This is a genomic window from Pseudomonas sp. TE3728 (genome assembly GCF_056279145.1).
The window spans coordinates 2,409,965-2,426,298 of record NZ_JBWBQT010000001.1 but is presented as its reverse complement, the minus strand read 5'-3'; the positions used below and the strand labels follow the sequence as shown (position 1 = coordinate 2,426,298).

Genomic DNA, 16,334 nt, shown 5'->3' with positions numbered 1-16,334 from the left:
GGGCTCGCTCGCGTCCGTAACAGGAGCAGGCATGAACTATTCGCTTTCCACCCAACGGTTGTACCTCCCGGTCGGCTCATTGCTCGGGTTGAGCTTGCTCGGCGCACCGGCCGCTCAGGCGGATTTCATTACCGACAGTAAAGGCAGCCTGGAAGCACGCAACTTTTACTTCAATCGCGATTTCCGCCAGGACGGCTCGCGAGACAAAGCCGAGGAATGGGCACAGGGTTTTCTGTTGCGGATGGAGTCCGGGTATACCGCTGGCACGCTGGGGTTTGGTCTGGATGCGTTGGGTATGGCCGGATTTAAACTGGACTCCGGCGGCGGCACGGCGGGCACCAATCTGTTGCCGCCGGATTTGTCAGGCGGCTCGCAGGATCGCTATGGCGAGTTGGGCCTGACCGCCAAAGTGCGTTTGTCCAAGAGCACTCTGAAGCTGGGGACGTTGCAGATCAAGGATCCGGTGGTGAACTCCAACGACAGTCGCCTGTTGCCGTCAACTTTCAAGGGCGGCCTGGTCAATGTGCAGGAAATAGACCGTTTGAAGCTCACCGCCGGTCAACTCACGCAGATCAACTTTGTTGATTCCACTGACTACCAGGACATGACTGCCAATCGCATCGGCGGGCAAAGCGACAAATTCCAGTTCGTCGGGGCTGACTATCAATTCCTGCCGAACCTGACAGCGCAGTACCGCTACGGCAAGCTGGAACATATCTACCAGCAAAACTACCTCGGATTGGTCCACCTGCTGGATCTGGGAGCCGGTCAGTCGCTCAAGAGCGACGTGCGCTATGCGCGCAGCATTGAAGATGGCAACTTTCGTGACCTCGACAACCAGGCTCTCGGTGCGATGTTTACCTACAGTCGCGACGGCCACGCGCTGGGCTTCGGCTACCAGCGCATGAGCGGCGATGATCCGTTTCCGTACATCGGCCGCAGCGATCCGTACCTGGTCAACTTCGTGCAGATCAATGACTTCGCCAACGTTGACGAACACTCCTGGCAAACGCGCTACGACTATAACTTCGCCGCATTGGGTGTGCCGGGGTTGAGCTTTATGACCCGCTATATCTCGGGGGATAACGTGCAGCGCAGTGCTGCGGGTGAAGGCAAGGAATGGGAGCGCGACACCGATATCGCTTACGTGGTGCAGGACGGTACTTTGAAAGGCTTGGGCTTTAAATGGCGCAACGCGTCGGTGCGTTCGAACTTTGGCAATGATCTGGATGAGAATCGCTTGATCGTCAGCTATACCCTGGCGCTTTGGTAAATGTCTGGGCTATCAAGCAAGCAATGAATCGACGGCCCGCCAGTCAGACTGCGCGGGCCGTTTTTTTTACATCGACAGAATCAACCGGCCAGCGAACAGAATCAGGATCACACCCATGGTTCGTTCGAACCAGTGCCCCATGCGCATGAACAGCAATCGCACCCGGGCGCTGGAAAAGAACAGCGCCACGATCACGAACCACAAAGCGTTCATGAAACACATCCATAGCCCGTATAGCGCCTGAATCTGCAGCGGTGTCGTGGCACTGATGATCGTGGTGAAGATCGCCAGGAAAAACAGCGTGGCCTTGGGATTAGTGGCATTGGTCAGAAATCCCGTGCTGAAAGCCCTGAACAAGGTCTGCCGTTCAGTTGACGCCTCTGCACCCTTGTCGCCTTCAATTGCCGATTTGGGTTTGCTGCGCAGCAGGCTCACGCCGAGGTACAAAATGTAGGCCCCCCCCACAACCTTGGCCACCGTCAACAACCAGGGTGTGGTGTGCATTAGCGCACCGACGCCGAGCAAGGTGTAAAGCACATGCACGGAAATGCCCGCGCCGATGCCCAGCGCCGTGCAAATCCCCACTAAGCGGCCGAAACGCACGCTTTGGCGGATGGTCACGGCGAAGTCCGGTCCGGGGGCGACCACGGCCAGAAAGTGGATGGTTGCCAGCGCCAGAAACTCGCCCAGGTAATTCGAAAACATCTCAGCTCCAGAAAGTCAGGGGTGAAGCATTGCCGCGATAGCCGACAAAGAAGGAAAGGCTCAATCGCGGATCGTCCACCCCCGGGGTCACCGAGTGCATGCAGCGCGAATTGAACATGATGAAATCACCCGGCTCAGGACGAATCTCCAGGGTCGGAGGGCCAAGCAAGGCCGGGTCGATGCCGTAACTGTCGCCACGCATTTCATCGAACTGGTCCGGAGAAATGTCGTGGTCCCACATCTGCAACGCGCCGCCCTCGGTCGGCATGTTCAGGTAGACGTTGCAGGCGAACTGCGCTTCCAGGCTTCTGGCCTGGAAGCTGTCCGGGGCGTCCTTGGCGAAAATGTCGTGATGGGCGAGGAAGCACACCCCGGGTTTCACGACCCGGGACAGGCCCACATACATCTTGCGGCCATAGAGATTTTCCAGGTGCGCTCCCGCCGGCCAGGACTCGTCGAGCATGCAGCGCAGCGTGTCGACAGGAGAGGAGTAGGGCGCACAACGGCTGCGCAACTCGGCGATATTGCTGGTGGCGCGCTCGAAATAGTCCTCGATCAGCAGCGGCTGGTTTTCCGCTTCATAAAACGCCATGCCAATGCGGCCGATACTCGGCGCGTTGATGTAGCCTTCGAAGCCGGGGGCGAGGATCTTGTCGCCGATCTGGATCGCCAGCGGCCCAGGCAACAAGCCCTTGACGCGGATGGCGAGGACTTCTTCATTGGCCAGTTTTTGTATGCACGTCTCATCGAGACGCTCGACGTCAAGCATCATGTCTTTAGGTCCATCTATCGATAGTCAACAGAGCCTGCGAACGCAGACTCCCCCCGGCGTCAGGCGATGACGGGGCCGACATCGCCCAAATGCTCAATCCACGCTGTAGTGGACTGACAGCGTTCCTTTTTTCTGTGAAAGGGAAGCGATCGTGACCGTGCCCAAATCCTTCAGGCTCCGTACATGGGTGCCGCCGCAGCCGTAGGCGGGCAGTTCACCGAAACCGATTTCCCGGGCGCCTTCGCGCAACGACGTCAAGCGCGGCAGGTCATGGGCGATCCATTGCGTGATGCCGTGTTGAATCGTCTGGGCATCGACCTCCTGCGCGCTATCACCCGGTTTGAACTGAACGCGTCCTTCATCGGGCCAGTGATGAGCCTTGATCGGCATCCAGCCCATCGCCTGGACGAAGTGACCAATCAGGTGACCCGCCGAATGCATGCGCGTGTTGAACCGGCGGCGTTGCTCGTCGACCCGAATCTGGGTCATGCCGAGTTTTACCGGGTGGTCGACGAAATGGATGATCCGGTCCGGATCCTGAACCACGCGCAGCACCTGGCTTTCGCCGATCCAGCCGGTATCCCAGGGTTGCCCGCCGCCTTGGGGATGAAACAGTGTGGCCCGCAGCACCACAGCGAATTCGTTCTCCTGAGGTGTGCATTCCAGGACTTCCACGTTGGCCTTGAGCTCATCACTATGGAAGAAGAGGCGAAGCGTCATATTCCATGCTCTTATTAAAGTTTCTATTTTTATTATATGAATCGTGGAATTGCGTGATAATCCGTTCAATCATCAAAGGACTGTTGCGCTGTGAGCATAAATCTTCCTCTGCCTCTGCTCGGTGAAATGGCGATTTTCGTCAAGGTTGTCGAGACTGGCAGTTTCTCCGAAGCGGCACGCCAACTAGGTTCTTCACCCTCGGCGGTGAGTCGCAGCATTTCGCGGCTGGAGAAGGCACTCGCCACGCGACTGCTGCAACGCACTACGCGCAAGCTACGCCTGAGTGACGGTGGCGAAGAGGTGTTCAAGCGTTGCCAGGAGATGGTCAGCGCGGCGAAGTCGGTGATGGAAATCAGCGGACAGTTCACCCATGAGGCGGAAGGGCTGGTGCGTGTCAGCGTGCCCAAGGCTGTCGGGCGATTCGTGATTCATCCGCACATGCCCGAATTCCTGCGGCGCTATCCAAAAGTGAACGTGGAATTGTTGCTCGACGACCGCCAGGTGGATTTGATCGACGACAACGTCGATCTGGCGATCCGTATTACCGACCGCCCGCCCGCGGGGCTGGTGGGGCGGCAGTTGCTGACCATCGATCATTTACTCTGTGCAACGCCGCAATACCTGGCCGAACACGGCACGCCGACTCATCCCCACGACTTACTCAACCACAGCTGTATCTATCTGGGCGAAACCCCGAGCGATGCTCGCTGGAAATTCAAGAAAGGCAGCAAAGCCGTGACCGTCGGCGTGCGCGGCCGTTATGCCGCCAATCACACGGGGGTGCGACTGGGCGCGGTATTGCAACACATCGGAATCGGCAGCCTGCCGTACTTCACCGCCCGTTATGCGCTGGAACAAGGGCTGATCGTTCAGGTTTTGCCGGACTGGACTTTTCTGGCGTCCTACCACGGAGGCGCCTGGCTGCTGCATTCGCCCACCCGCTATCTACCGCCCAAGTTACGGGTGCTTATCGATTATCTGGTGGAGTGCCTGGAGAAGGAACCGACCTTGAGCAGGCCGGGCAAGCCAAGCGGGTTGGGCAAGGTCGCGGTGGAGTATGAGTTGCCCGAAAGTGATGGATTGCTTTGAGGTTAAGATCAAAAGATCGCAGCCTGCGGCAGCTCCTACATTGAGATGGCGTACACCCTGTAGGAGCTGCCGAAGGCTGCGATCTTTTGATCTTTCACGAACAAAAAGGCCCGCATGTTCAACCATGCGGGCCTTTTGCATTACTGACTGTGGGATCAGTGCTTGCTGTCCTGGTTCGACATCGCCAGTAGCTGTTTTTCCTGATTCCAGTCGAATGGTTCGTCGTTCTGTTCGGCTTCGAAGCGACGCTCTTCAAGGGCCTGGTACAGGTCGATTTCATCATCGGGCATGTAATGCAGGCAGTCGCCGGCGAAATACCACAGCAGGTCGCGCGGGACCAGGTGGGCGATTTGCGGGTAGCGAGTGATCACCTGACACAGAATGTCCTGGCCCAGGTATTGGCTTTCGATCGGGTCGACCGGCAGCAATGCACGCAGTTCATCGAAGCGCTCCAGGAACAAGGCATGGCTTTCTTCGGGAACCTGTTCGGCCTCACCTACGGCGACCAGGATGCTGCGCAGGTGGTCGAGCAAGACGAGATGATCGGCAACGACGTTGGACACGAGATAAGTCCTCAAGAGCAAAACGGGCGCGGGAGTATAAAGCTCCTGCGCCCCTTTTCACATATTAAAGAGCCCCATGCAAGACACAGGGTCCGCCGGATCAGCGGACCTTGCCTTTGGCCAATACCAGCTCCTTTGGGTCGAAATCATCGACATCGATCACCTTGCGTCGCGCCACTTCTGCCTCGCGCAAGGTCTGGGCTTCAAGCGGTTGCAAGACGCCAGCCTCCAGGGCGGCATCAATGGGAGACTCTCCGACAGTGGGTTTGACCTGGCGACTTTTCAGTGCCGTATTGAGTTTTTTCTGTAGCGGCTTGGCGGCGTTCAACAAGTCGCAGGCGTGCTGCAGGGCGCCGACCGAATCTTCTGGTGATTGCGGGCGATAGCAGCCGCCCAGTAACTCCTCAAGCGTTGGATCGCCCTTGGGACGGCCGATGACGGCTGCGACGTTGGCCGCCAGTCTGTCCGACGGGCCTCTGTGACGACGACCGAACGGGAACACCATCACCCGCAGCAGGCATCCAAGTACCTTGTTCGGGAAGTTGGTCAGCAGTTCGTCCAGCGCACGTTCGGACTGACCGAGGCTCTCTTCCATGGCCCAGGCGAACAGTGGATGCATATGCTCCGGCGAATCGAGATCGTGATAACGCTTGAGTGCGCCGGAGGCGAGATACAGGTAGCTGAGTACATCGCCCAGACGTGCGGACAGACGTTCGCGACGTTTCAAATCACCGCCCAGCAGCATCATGCTCAGGTCTGCAAGCAAGGCAAAGGCCGCGGCTTGACGGTTGAGGGCGCGGAAATAGCCTTGGCTGAGCCTGTCCCCGGGCATGTGTTCGAAATGCCCGAGGCCGAGGTTCAGCACCAGCGTGCTGGCGGCGTTGCACACGGCAAAACCAATATGGTCGAGCAGCAGTGCATCGAACTCGATCAGTGCCTGTTGTTTGTCTTCGCGATGGGCGAGGGCCATTTCCTTGAGCACGAACGGATGACAGCGAATAGCGCCCTGGCCGAAGATCATCAAACTGCGTGTCAGGATGTTCGCACCCTCGACCGTGACGGAAATGGGCGCACCTTGCCAGCCACGCGCCAGGTAGTTGTTCGGGCCCATGATGATGGCCCTGCCGCCGTGAACATCCATGGCGTGGCTGATGCATTCGCGGCCGCGTTCAGAGAGGTGGTATTTGATAATGGCCGAAGGTACCGACGGTTTTTCGCCGAGGTCGACCGCGTTGGCGGTGAGCATCCGTGCGCTGTCCATCAGCCAGGTACTGCCGCCGATCCGCGCCAGTGCTTCCTGAATCCCTTCGAAGGCTGACAGCGGTGCGTTGAATTGTTCGCGAACCTGCGCGTATTGGCCCGTCACCAGACTGCTGAACTTGCCCGCAGCGGTACCGATGGCAGGCAGCGAAATGGAACGCCCGACTGACAGGCAGTTCATCAGCATCATCCAGCCCTCACCGAGCATCTCCTGACCGCCGATGATGAATTCCAGCGGTACGAACACGTCCTTGCCGGAGTTCGGACCATTCATGAATGAGGCGCCCAGCGGCAGGTGACGGCGACCGATTTCTACACCGGGGGTCTGGGTTGGAATCAAGGCGAGGCTGATCCCCAAGTCGACTTTGTCGCCCAGCAGATGGTCCGGGTCATAAGCCTTGAACGCCAGGCCGATCAAAGTCGCCACCGGGCCGAGGGTGATGTAGCGCTTTTCCCAGTTCAGGCGCAGGCCGAGGGTTTCCTTGCCCTCCCATTCACCTTTGCAGATGACCCCGGTGTCGGTCATCCCGCCGACGTTGGAGCCCGCCATCGGGCCGGTCAGGGCAAAGCAGGGGATATCGTCGCCACGGGCCAGCCGTGGCAGGTAATGATTGCGTTGTTCGTCGGTACCGTAATGCAGCAGCAGCTCCGCAGGTCCCAGGGAATTGGGCACCATGACGGTCGACGCCAGGTCGCCGCTGCGGGTGGCCAGTTTCATCGCCACTTGGGAGTGGGCATAGGCCGAGAAGCCTTTGCCACCGTACTCTTTGGGGATGATCAGGGCAAAAAAGCCATGTTGTTTAATGTGATCCCAAGCCTTGGGCGGCAGATCCAGCAACTGGCCGATCTGCCAATCGCTGACCATGGCGCAGAGCTCTTCGGTCGGGCCATCGATGAACGCTTGTTCCTCTTCGCTCAGTTGCGCTTTTGGATAAGCCAGCAGCTTGTTCCAGTCCGGGCGCCCGCTGAACAGCTCGCCGTCCCACCAGACCGTGCCCGCTTCAATGGCTTCACGTTCGGTTTGCGACATCGGCGGCAGGTTTTTTTGAAACCAGCCGAATATCGGCGTAGTGAAGAGTTTTCGGCGCAGATCCGGCAGCAACAGGAAAGCGGTCACGACCGCGAGCATCACCCAGAAAATCAGCATGAGCCAGACGGGGGCATGGCTGAAGATGCCCATCGCCAGCAGATAGGCCGCAATGATGCCCAAGGCGGGCAGAGGCGCGGTGCGGCGATGGGCCAGATAGGCAATCCCGACCACCAGAACCAGTATCCACAACAGCAACATATTCAATTCTCCATGAAGCCAGGGGCAAAACCACTTTCAGAGCTTAGACGGCATCCATAAAAGTGGGGGGCCAGCGCATGAGTCTGAGCGTGTAGGAAACAACGACTGAAATTCGTCAGTCATTTCTAGGAAAGACGGTTTAGCGCTTGCGTAAATAGGGCCGCAAGCGCTGACATTTGGCCGAAACGTCGTTATCTCTGTGCTGAAGCTGTCGCTAGACTCGTGGCTTCCCCCAGGAGATTGTTGCCATGCATGCGTATCTGAGCCCCGGCCGCTTCATCGACAGTGACCATCCCTCGGTGGTGGCGTTCGCCGAAAAACATCGTGGCGCCGGGCGCGATCCGCTTGAACAGGCGATCAATCTCTATTACGCGGTGCGCGAGGCCGTACGCTACAACCCTTACACCTTCAGCCGCGATCCAGAGACCTTGCGCGGCAGTTATGCGCTGGCGGCCGGAGAGAGTTATTGCGTGCCCAAAGCCACGCTGCTCGCCGGTGCAGCCCGGCATTGCGGGATCCCGGCGCGGATCGGTCTGGCAGATGTGCGTAATCATCTGTCGACGCCGCGTCTGCTCGAATTGCTCAAAAGCGATGTGTTCGCCATGCACGGCTACACCGAGTTGTATCTGAACGATCGTTGGGTCAAAGCCACGCCGGCTTTCAATCAGCAACTCTGCGAACTGTTCAATGTCGCGCCGCTGGAGTTCGATGGGATCAACGACAGCGTGTTCCACCCCTTCAACCGTGACGGCGAGCAATTGATGGAGTACCTGATCGATCACGGCCACTTCACCGATGTGCCTGAAGCGTTCTTTTTCGAACACCTGGAAAAGTGCTATCCGCATCTGTTTGGCGAGCAGCTGCCGGTGCTGCTGGGGGACATGCAGAGCGATTTGAGTCGCGCCTGATCCGGCGTATGCTGCCTGCGCATTCATCCAAAAAGGGGCGGTCATGCTGAAGATCTGGGGTCGGAAAAATTCGTCGAATGTCAGGAAGCCATTGTGGGCGGCCGAAGAACTGGGCCTGGCCTATGAAGCCATCGATGCCGGCGGCGCCTTTGGTGTAGTCGACACGCCTGAGTACCGCGCGATGAATCCCAACGGCCGCGTGCCGGTGATCGAAGACGACGGTTTTGTGCTGTGGGAATCCAACACCATCGTCCGTTACCTGATGGCCCGTCATGCCAGCGATACGGCCTGGTATCCGACAGACCTGCAAGCCCGAGCCTCTGCCGAAAAGTGGATGGACTGGACCACCTCAAGTTTTGCCGCCCCGTTCCGCACGGTGTTCTGGGGCGTGTTGCGCACCCCGGAAGACCAGCAGGACTGGCCGGCCATCAAGGCTGCGATCAAGGAGTGCGACGATCTGCTGTCGATGGCCGATCAAGCGCTGGCGGCCAAACCGTATCTGTCGGGCGATGAGATCGGCATGGGCGACATTCCCCTGGGCAGTTTCATTTATGCCTGGTTCGAGATGCCGATCGAGCGCGCGCCGCTGCCTCATCTCCAAGCCTGGTATGCGCGGTTGAAACAGCGTCCGGCCTATCAGAAGGCGGTCATGACCGCGTTGACTTAATACTCACTATCGACACGCTTGACTGTACTTGTGCGGCAGCGACAAGCACCATTGCGCTCATGCGCCGCGGTTGCATTGCTCGCCGCCCGCCCTTATTTATTCCTTTCTTCCCTTCTTGGTGCGTAATCCGATATGAGTTCCGCTCTGTCCATCCGGCAGCTAACCAAAACCTACGGCAACGGTTTCCAGGCCTTGAGTGGTATCGATCTGGACGTCGCCGAAGGTGACTTTTTCGCCTTGCTCGGCCCTAACGGCGCCGGCAAATCCACGACCATTGGCATTCTCTCGACCCTGGTGAACAAGACCAGCGGAACGGTGAATATCTTCGGTCATGACCTGGACAAGGAACCGGCGGCGCTCAAGCGCTGCATTGGCGTGGTGCCCCAGGAATTCAACTTCAACCAGTTTGAAAAGACGTTCGACATTGTCGTGACCCAGGCCGGTTACTACGGCATCCCGGCGAAAATCGCCAAGGAACGCGCTGAGCAGTACCTGACCCAACTGGGCCTGTGGGACAAGCGCGATGTGCCGTCACGTTCCCTGTCTGGCGGCATGAAGCGCCGACTGATGATCGCCCGTGCGCTGGTTCACGAACCGCGCCTGCTGATCCTCGACGAACCGACGGCGGGGGTGGACATCGAATTGCGTCGCTCGATGTGGACTTTCCTCACCGAGCTGAACAAGAAAGGCATCACCATCATCCTCACCACCCACTATCTGGAAGAGGCTGAGCAGTTGTGCCGCAACATCGGCATCATCGACCACGGCACCATTGTCGAGAACACCAGCATGAAGCAGTTGCTCAGCCAGCTGCATGTCGAAACCTTCCTGCTGGATATAAAGAATACGTTGCAAGTGGCCCCGCAATTGCTCGGTTACCCGGCCAAACTGATCGACAGTCATACCCTGGAAGTCCAGGTCGACAAGGCCATGGGCATTACCGCGCTGTTCACCCAATTGGCGCAGCAGAACATCGAAGTGTTGAGCCTGCGTAACAAAACCAATCGCCTCGAGGAGTTGTTCGTGTCCCTGGTGGAGAAGAATCTGTCGAAGGTGGCGGTATGAGTTCCGAGCTGCAACCCAACCTCGTTGCCCTCAATACCATCGTCTACCGCGAGGTCAAACGCTTCACCCGGATCTGGCCACAGACCCTGCTGCCGCCAGCCATCACCATGGTTCTGTACTTCGTGATCTTCGGCAATCTGATCGGTCGGCAGATCGGTGACATGGGTGGCTTCACCTACATGGAGTACATCGTGCCGGGGCTGATCATGATGTCGGTGATCACCAACTCCTACGGCAACGTGGTGTCGAGTTTCTTTGGCAGCAAATTCCAGCGTTCCATCGAAGAATTGATGGTGTCGCCGGTGTCGCCGCATACGATTCTGATTGGCTACACCTTGGGCGGCGTGCTGCGCGGGTTGATGGTCGGGATCATCGTGACCCTGCTGTCGTTGTTCTTCACTCAATTACAGGTGCATCACCTGGGCGTGACCGTTCTGGTGGTGGTGCTGACGGCGACGATTTTCTCGCTGCTGGGTTTCATCAACGCGGTATTTGCGCGCAACTTCGATGATATTTCGATCATCCCGACATTCGTGCTGACGCCGTTGACGTACCTGGGCGGGGTGTTCTACTCGATCAGTTTGCTGCCACCGTTCTGGCAGACCGTGTCGCTGGCCAACCCGGTGCTGCACATGGTCAACGCCTTCCGTTACGGCATTCTTGGTGTGTCTGATATCAGGATCAGCGTGGCAATCGCCTTCATGCTGGTGGCGACCGTTGTGCTTTATATCGGTTGTGCGCGATTGCTGGTGAGTGGGCGTGGGATGCGTACCTAAGGAAGATCGAGTCGCCTGCATCGCGAGCAGGCTCGCTCCCACATTGGTTTTGTGTCGATCGCAAAATAGATGGGCAACGCCATTCAGTGTGGGAGCGAGCCTGCTCGCGATGGCGTCAGCACAAACACCGCAAAAAAACGGCCTCCCAAGCGGAGGCCGTTTTACATTCTCACATTCGACTTTTCTTACGCCGCTTCCACTGCCGACTCACCCACCAGCGCCAATACATCATCACCAGACAATAGGCGAGGGCTCCCAGCACCAACCCCGTCACCACCGAGCCAAGCAAGAACGGTTGCCACAGGCTCGAGAGTTCGCCGCTGATCCATTCCCAGGTCAGCTCATTCGGCAGGCTGCGGGCGGGAACGTCCATCAGCCAGGCGCCGGTCTGGTAAGTGCAAAAGAACACCGCCGGCATGGTGATCGGGTTGGTCAGCCAGACCAGGCTGACGGCAATCGGCATGTTGCCGCGTACCACAATGGCAAGGATGGCCGCCAACAACATCTGCAACGGAATGGGCAGGAACGCCGCGAACAGACCGACCGCCATGGCCCGCGCGACGGAGTGGCGATTGAGGTGCCAGAGGTTCGGGTCATGCAGCAGGGTGCCGAGAAAGCGTAAGGATTTGTGTTCCCTGATGCTGGTCGGGTCTGGCATGTAACGTTTGAACAAGCGCCGGGGCATAAGGCTTCTCGGTCGGTTAAGGCGGCAAGTATGTCTTGATTCTACGAGCCGCCCATTCAGACTTTGTGACAATTGATAACGACGGACGTGCGGCGCACCGGCTAAGCCTAGGGAGGGGACTCTCAAGGACGGGCTTATGCGCACAGGGATGATGGCGCTGGCGTTGGGTCTGTTGGCCCTGCGTTTTTTTCCGGTATTACCGCCGGCGGGGTTGTGGCTGTTGTTGCCGGTAGTGGGTTTGATGTTGTTGCCGTTTCGCACCTTCCCCCTGGCATTTTTGCTGTTCGGTTTCAGTTGGGCGGGCGCGAATGCACAGTGGGCGCTGAATGATCGCCTGGCACTGAATCTTGATGGTGAGACTCGCTGGCTCGAAGGTCGTGTGACCGGGTTGCCGCAGCAGGCCGAGGGCGTAGTGCGTTTCGAACTGACGGACAGTCAGTCGCGTCGCACCAGACTGCCTCGGCACCTGCGCCTGGCCTGGTATGGCGGGCCGCCCGTCAACAGCGGCGAGCATTGGCGGCTGGCGGTCAAATTGAAGCGTCCTGCCGGGTTGCTCAACCCGCATGCGTTCGATTACGACGCCTGGTTATTGGCCCGGCACATCGGCGCCACCGGGACCGTCAAGGATGGCCAGCGACTGATGGACGCGCAATGGGCCTGGCGCGACGGCATCCGTCAGCGTTTGCAGGCCGTGGATGCCCAGGGACGAACGGGTGCGCTGACGGCGTTGGTGCTCGGGGATGGCGCCGGGTTGAGTCGTGAGGACTGGCAGGTGCTACAAGACACCGGCACCGTGCATCTGTTGGTGATTTCCGGGCAGCACATCGGTTTGCTGGCGGGAGTGATGTATCTGCTGATTGCCGGGTTGGCGCGTTATGGCTTATGGCCCAAGCGCTTGCCGTGGCTGCCATGGGCATGCGGACTGGCGTTCGCGGCGGCGCTCGGTTATGGGCTGCTGGCCGGCTTCGAAGTGCCGGTGCGGCGGGCCTGCCTGATGATCGGTCTGGTGCTGTTGTGGCGACTACGGTTTCGTCACCTTGGCGCATGGTGGCCATTGTTGCTGGCGCTTGACGGTGTTTTGCTGCTGGACCCGCTGTCGAGCCTGCAACCGGGTTTTTGGTTGTCCTTTGCGGCGGTCGCGGTGCTTATTTTCACTTTTGGCGGCCGATTGGGGGCATGGCGCTGGTGGCAAACCTGGACCCGTGCCCAGTGGCTGATCGCGATCGGCCTATGCCCACTGCTGTTGGTGCTGGGGTTGCCGATCAGTCTCAGCGGGCCGCTGGCCAATTTACTGGCGGTGCCCTGGGTCAGCCTGGTGGTCCTGCCACCGGCCTTGCTTGGGACGATGTTGTTGCCCGTTCCTTATGTGGGCGAAGGATTGCTGTGGCTGGCCGGCGGTCTGATCGATCTTTTGTTCAAGGGGTTGGCGTTGATCGCCGGGCAATTGCCCGCGTGGGTGCCGGTGGCGGTCCCGTTGTGGGGCTGGGCGCTCGGCACACTGGGGGCCTTCCTGCTGTTAATGCCGCGTGGCGTGCCGTTGCGCCCGTTGGGCTGGCCGATGTTGCTGTTACTGGTTTTTCCGCCCCGGCACACATTGCCTGAAGGCATGGCCGAGGTCTGGCAGCTGGATGTCGGTCAGGGTTTGGCAATCCTGGTGCGTACCCGCCATCACACCTTGCTGTATGACGCCGGGCCGAGGTTCGGCGATATCGACCTGGGTGAGCGGGTGGTACTGCCGTCATTGCGCAAACTAGGCGTGAATGGCCTCGATCTGATGCTGATCAGCCATGCCGACGCCGATCATGCCGGCGGTGCGCGAGCAATTGCCAATGGAATATCGGTGAAGCAAATACTGAGCGGCGATCACCAGGCCCTGCCAGACGAACTGCACGCCGAGGGCTGCGAGAGCGGTCAGCAATGGGCCTGGGACGGGGTGAAGTTTCAACTCTGGCAGTGGCCGTCTGCCATCGACAGCAATCAGAAATCCTGCGTGCTGCAGATCGAGGCCAACGGCGAGCGGTTGCTGCTGACTGGCGATATCGATAGTGCGGCCGAGCGTGCGCTGCTCGACGGTCCATTGGCGGTGCCGACGGATTGGTTGCAGGCCCCGCACCATGGTAGTCGCAGTTCGTCTTCGATGGCGTTGCTCAGCGTATTGCAACCCAAAGCGGTGCTGATCTCCCGTGGTAACGGCAATTCTTTCGGTCATCCCCATCCCACGGTCGTGGCGCGGTATCAAAAGCGCGGGGTGGCGATTTACGACAGCGCCGAGCAAGGTGCCATTCGTCTGCAACTGGGGCGCTTCAAGCCGCCGTGGACGATGCTTCAAGAACGGCGCTTCTGGCTTGATCTGCCACCATCCAGCCAGTAACCCGAACTGTCGAAGCCCGACCGGATACGACATCGCGGTCTTCGGTGCGTCCACCCCCTATGTTAGAGTGGCGCACTTTTTCGAGGGGACTGTCACTGTGTGGGAATTGGTCAAATCCGGCGGCTGGATGATGCTGCCGATCATTCTGAGCTCCATCGCGGCCATGGCGATCGTCGCCGAGCGTCTCTGGACCCTGCGTGCCAGCCGCGTGACCCCGGAGCATTTGCTCGGGCAGGTCTGGGTCTGGATCAAGGACAAACAACTCAATAAAGAAAAGCTCAAGGAACTGCGTGCCAACTCTCCGTTGGGCGAGATCCTGGCCGCCGGTCTGGCGAATTCCAGGCATGGCCGCGAGATCATGAAAGAGTGCATCGAAGAAGCCGCTGCGCGGGTGATTCACGAGCTCGAACGCTACATCAATGCCCTCGGCACCATCGCCGCCATGGCCCCGTTGCTGGGTCTGCTGGGTACGGTGCTGGGCATGATCGATATTTTCAGTGCATTCATGGGCACGGGCATGGGTACCAACGCCTCGGTACTGGCCGGTGGTATTTCCAAGGCGCTGATCACCACCGCTGCAGGCCTGATGGTCGGTATTCCGGCCGTGTTCTTCCACCGCTTCCTGCAACGCCGCATAGATGAGCTGGTGGTAGGCATGGAGCAGGAAGCGATCAAGCTGGTCGAGGTGGTGCAGGGTGACCGCGACGTGGATCTGGCTGAGGGCAAAGCGTGAAATTCCGTCGTAAACCACGGGAAACGATAGACATCAACCTCGCGTCGTTGATCGACGTGGTGTTTATCCTGCTGCTGTTTTTCGTTGTGACCACCACATTTACTCGTGAAACCCAGTTGCGCGTCGACCTGCCGGAAGCGGTCAGCGGTTCCCCGGCCGAAGACCAACAGGCCAAGCAACTGGACATCGCTATCAGCGCCGAAGGGGTGTTCTCGGTCAACAACCAATTGTTGCCCAAGAATGACCTGACCAGCCTGATGGAAGCGCTACAGAAAGAATCCAACGGCGATACCAACCTGCCGTTGTCCATCAGCGCTGATGGCAAGACCCCCCATCAGTCCGTCATCACCGCAATGGACGCTGCCGGCAAACTCGGTTTCAGTCATTTGCGCATGACCACTGTCGAGGCGGCGCCGGCATCCTGATGGCCATGTCCGATCGATTGCTCGCTGCATGGTACGAAGGCCATCCGGCGCTGAAGCTGTTGCAGCCTCTGGAATGGCTGTATCGGCGTGTGGTCATCGGCAAGCGCGAGCGCTTTCTGGCAGGTGAGGGCGAGATCTATCAGCCGCCGGTGCCGCTGATCGTGGTTGGCAACATCACGGTGGGCGGCACCGGCAAGACGCCGCTGATTCTGTGGATGATAGAGCATTGCCAGCGCAGCGGTTTGCGAGTTGGCGTTGTCAGCCGTGGTTACGGCGCCAAACCTGCGCAATTGCCGTGGCGGGTCGAGGCGGATCAAGGCGCGGACGTGGCGGGCGATGAGCCATTGTTGATCGTCCAGCGCACCGGCGTGCCGCTGATGATCGACCCGGACCGCAGTCGTGCGGTAAAAGCCTTGCTGGCGAGCGAGCCGCTGGACCTGATCCTCTCCGACGACGGCATGCAGCATTACCGGCTCGCCCGGCACCTGGAACTGGTGCTGATCGATGCCGCCCGGGGGCTGGGCAACCAGCGCTGCCTGCCGGCCGGGCCGTTGCGTGAACCGATCGAGCGTCTGCAAAGCGTCGATGCGGTGCTTTATAACGGTGCCACGGCCGACCGCATCGACGGTTTTGCCTTCCTGCTGCAACCCACGGCACTGGTCAATCTGCAAAGCGGCGAACGCCGGCCCCTTGACCACTTCCCCCCAGGCCAGGCCATTCACGCCGTGGCCGGGATCGGCAATCCCCAGCGTTTCTTCACGACCCTCGAAACGCTACACTGGCGGCCAGTGCCGCATGCATTTGCCGACCACGCCGAGTACAGCGTGCAGGCCTTGAATTTCACCCCGTCATTGCCAGTGGTGATGACGGAAAAAGACGCGGTGAAGTGCCGTGCCTTCGCCGCCGCCGATTGGTGGTACCTGGCGGTCGATGCTGCGCCATCGCCGGCCTTCGTGGCCTGGTTCGATACGCAGCTGATGCGCCTGTTGCCGGCTCGTCTTTTGCCTTAAATCCGTTTCTATCCAGGGAATGTT

The 16,334-nt window shown here is 59.3% G+C and carries 16 protein-coding genes; 10 read left to right on the top strand and 6 right to left on the bottom strand.

Annotated features, from left to right (window positions below; translation table 11 throughout):
• Window positions 1-31: 31 nt before the first annotated feature.
• Window positions 32-1,273, top strand: a complete 1,242-nt coding sequence (locus tag ACZ89R_RS10310) for an OprD family porin (RefSeq protein ID WP_429545862.1) — start codon at window positions 32-34, stop codon at window positions 1,271-1,273.
• Window positions 1,274-1,339: 66 nt separating this feature from the next.
• On the opposite strand, the gene ACZ89R_RS10305 is transcribed toward ACZ89R_RS10310, so the two are convergent.
• The 3 genes from ACZ89R_RS10305 to ACZ89R_RS10295 form a co-directional block, all read right to left on the bottom strand.
• Complete coding sequence (locus tag ACZ89R_RS10305; RefSeq protein WP_429545863.1) at window positions 1,340-1,978, bottom strand: LysE family translocator; 639 nt, start codon at window positions 1,976-1,978, stop codon at window positions 1,340-1,342.
• A 1-nt stretch (window position 1,979) separates the two neighbouring features.
• The gene (locus ACZ89R_RS10300; RefSeq protein WP_008070203.1) at window positions 1,980-2,750 is read right to left on the bottom strand and encodes a 2OG-Fe(II) oxygenase; all 771 of its coding nucleotides are present in this window, start codon (window positions 2,748-2,750) and stop codon (window positions 1,980-1,982) included.
• Between the two features lie 93 nt (window positions 2,751-2,843).
• Window positions 2,844-3,470 carry an alanyl-tRNA editing protein gene (locus ACZ89R_RS10295; RefSeq protein WP_429545864.1) on the bottom strand — a complete coding sequence of 209 codons (627 nt, stop codon included), beginning with the start codon at window positions 3,468-3,470 and terminating at the stop codon, window positions 2,844-2,846.
• 90 nt (window positions 3,471-3,560) lie between these two features.
• On the opposite strand from ACZ89R_RS10295, the gene ACZ89R_RS10290 reads away from it, so the two are divergent.
• Entirely contained in the window at window positions 3,561-4,559 is a 999-nt protein-coding gene (locus ACZ89R_RS10290; RefSeq protein WP_429545865.1) for a LysR family transcriptional regulator, read from the top strand.
• Window positions 4,560-4,714: 155 nt separating this feature from the next.
• On the opposite strand, the gene ACZ89R_RS10285 is transcribed toward ACZ89R_RS10290, so the two are convergent.
• Together ACZ89R_RS10285 and ACZ89R_RS10280 are read right to left on the bottom strand one after the other, a co-directional pair.
• Window positions 4,715-5,122 carry a PA2817 family protein gene (locus ACZ89R_RS10285; protein WP_007905217.1) on the bottom strand — a complete coding sequence of 136 codons (408 nt, stop codon included), beginning with the start codon at window positions 5,120-5,122 and terminating at the stop codon, window positions 4,715-4,717.
• A gap of 100 nt (window positions 5,123-5,222) precedes the next feature.
• A complete protein-coding gene (locus ACZ89R_RS10280; protein ID WP_429545866.1) occupies window positions 5,223-7,670 on the bottom strand; it encodes an acyl-CoA dehydrogenase in 2,448 nt (815 codons plus the stop codon).
• Window positions 7,671-7,918: 248 nt separating this feature from the next.
• Here ACZ89R_RS10280 and ACZ89R_RS10275 point away from each other — a divergent pair, with 248 nt between their 5' ends.
• The 4 genes from ACZ89R_RS10275 to ACZ89R_RS10260 all read left to right on the top strand — a co-directional run bounded on the left by ACZ89R_RS10275 (window position 7,919) and on the right by ACZ89R_RS10260 (window position 11,086).
• Window positions 7,919-8,578, top strand: a complete 660-nt coding sequence (locus ACZ89R_RS10275; RefSeq protein WP_429545867.1) for a transglutaminase-like domain-containing protein — start codon at window positions 7,919-7,921, stop codon at window positions 8,576-8,578.
• Window positions 8,579-8,621: 43 nt separating this feature from the next.
• Entirely contained in the window at window positions 8,622-9,245 is a 624-nt protein-coding gene (locus ACZ89R_RS10270) for a glutathione S-transferase family protein (protein WP_429545868.1), read from the top strand.
• 132 nt (window positions 9,246-9,377) lie between these two features.
• Window positions 9,378-10,310, top strand: a complete 933-nt coding sequence (locus ACZ89R_RS10265) for an ABC transporter ATP-binding protein (RefSeq protein WP_429545869.1) — start codon at window positions 9,378-9,380, stop codon at window positions 10,308-10,310.
• On the top strand, window positions 10,307-11,086 hold the full coding sequence (locus ACZ89R_RS10260) for an ABC transporter permease (RefSeq protein WP_429545870.1): 780 nt from the start codon (window positions 10,307-10,309) through the stop codon (window positions 11,084-11,086). Before ACZ89R_RS10265 ends, ACZ89R_RS10260 begins: the two co-directional genes overlap by 4 nt.
• Before the next feature lie 169 nt (window positions 11,087-11,255).
• On the opposite strand, the gene ACZ89R_RS10255 is transcribed toward ACZ89R_RS10260, so the two are convergent.
• Window positions 11,256-11,771 carry a DUF2062 domain-containing protein gene (locus ACZ89R_RS10255; protein ID WP_429378453.1) on the bottom strand — a complete coding sequence of 172 codons (516 nt, stop codon included), beginning with the start codon at window positions 11,769-11,771 and terminating at the stop codon, window positions 11,256-11,258.
• Window positions 11,772-11,907: 136 nt separating this feature from the next.
• Here ACZ89R_RS10255 and ACZ89R_RS10250 point away from each other — a divergent pair, with 136 nt between their 5' ends.
• From ACZ89R_RS10250 to lpxK, 4 genes are all read left to right on the top strand, one after another.
• Window positions 11,908-14,142 (top strand): DNA internalization-related competence protein ComEC/Rec2, encoded by a 2,235-nt coding sequence (locus ACZ89R_RS10250; protein WP_429545871.1) that lies wholly within the window; start codon window positions 11,908-11,910, stop codon window positions 14,140-14,142.
• A 97-nt stretch (window positions 14,143-14,239) separates the two neighbouring features.
• Entirely contained in the window at window positions 14,240-14,875 is a 636-nt protein-coding gene (locus tag ACZ89R_RS10245) for a MotA/TolQ/ExbB proton channel family protein (protein ID WP_008067747.1), read from the top strand.
• Window positions 14,872-15,300 carry an ExbD/TolR family protein gene (locus tag ACZ89R_RS10240; protein ID WP_007904055.1) on the top strand — a complete coding sequence of 143 codons (429 nt, stop codon included), beginning with the start codon at window positions 14,872-14,874 and terminating at the stop codon, window positions 15,298-15,300. Before ACZ89R_RS10245 ends, ACZ89R_RS10240 begins: the two co-directional genes overlap by 4 nt.
• Window positions 15,300-16,310 carry a tetraacyldisaccharide 4'-kinase gene (gene lpxK, locus ACZ89R_RS10235; protein WP_429545872.1) on the top strand — a complete coding sequence of 337 codons (1,011 nt, stop codon included), beginning with the start codon at window positions 15,300-15,302 and terminating at the stop codon, window positions 16,308-16,310. The genes ACZ89R_RS10240 and lpxK overlap by 1 nt, the downstream gene beginning before the upstream one ends.
• The last annotated feature ends 24 nt before the right edge of the window (window positions 16,311-16,334 follow it).

What these genes read in the sequence shown, in the direction of transcription:
- ACZ89R_RS10275 (WP_429545867.1), top strand. Translation starts at nt 7,919, where the DNA reads ATGCATGCGTATCTGAGCCCCGGCCGCTTCATCGACAGTGACCATCCC.
- ACZ89R_RS10280 (WP_429545866.1), bottom strand. Translation starts at nt 7,670, where the DNA reads ATGTTGCTGTTGTGGATACTGGTTCTGGTGGTCGGGATTGCCTATCTG.
- ACZ89R_RS10255 (WP_429378453.1), bottom strand. Translation starts at nt 11,771, where the DNA reads ATGCCCCGGCGCTTGTTCAAACGTTACATGCCAGACCCGACCAGCATC.
- ACZ89R_RS10250 (WP_429545871.1), top strand. Translation starts at nt 11,908, where the DNA reads ATGCGCACAGGGATGATGGCGCTGGCGTTGGGTCTGTTGGCCCTGCGT.
- ACZ89R_RS10310 (WP_429545862.1), top strand. Translation starts at nt 32, where the DNA reads ATGAACTATTCGCTTTCCACCCAACGGTTGTACCTCCCGGTCGGCTCA.
- ACZ89R_RS10300 (WP_008070203.1), bottom strand. Translation starts at nt 2,750, where the DNA reads ATGATGCTTGACGTCGAGCGTCTCGATGAGACGTGCATACAAAAACTG.
- ACZ89R_RS10260 (WP_429545870.1), top strand. Translation starts at nt 10,307, where the DNA reads ATGAGTTCCGAGCTGCAACCCAACCTCGTTGCCCTCAATACCATCGTC.
- ACZ89R_RS10265 (WP_429545869.1), top strand. Translation starts at nt 9,378, where the DNA reads ATGAGTTCCGCTCTGTCCATCCGGCAGCTAACCAAAACCTACGGCAAC.
- ACZ89R_RS10270 (WP_429545868.1), top strand. Translation starts at nt 8,622, where the DNA reads ATGCTGAAGATCTGGGGTCGGAAAAATTCGTCGAATGTCAGGAAGCCA.
- ACZ89R_RS10305 (WP_429545863.1), bottom strand. Translation starts at nt 1,978, where the DNA reads ATGTTTTCGAATTACCTGGGCGAGTTTCTGGCGCTGGCAACCATCCAC.
- lpxK (WP_429545872.1), top strand. Translation starts at nt 15,300, where the DNA reads ATGGCCATGTCCGATCGATTGCTCGCTGCATGGTACGAAGGCCATCCG.
- ACZ89R_RS10295 (WP_429545864.1), bottom strand. Translation starts at nt 3,470, where the DNA reads ATGACGCTTCGCCTCTTCTTCCATAGTGATGAGCTCAAGGCCAACGTG.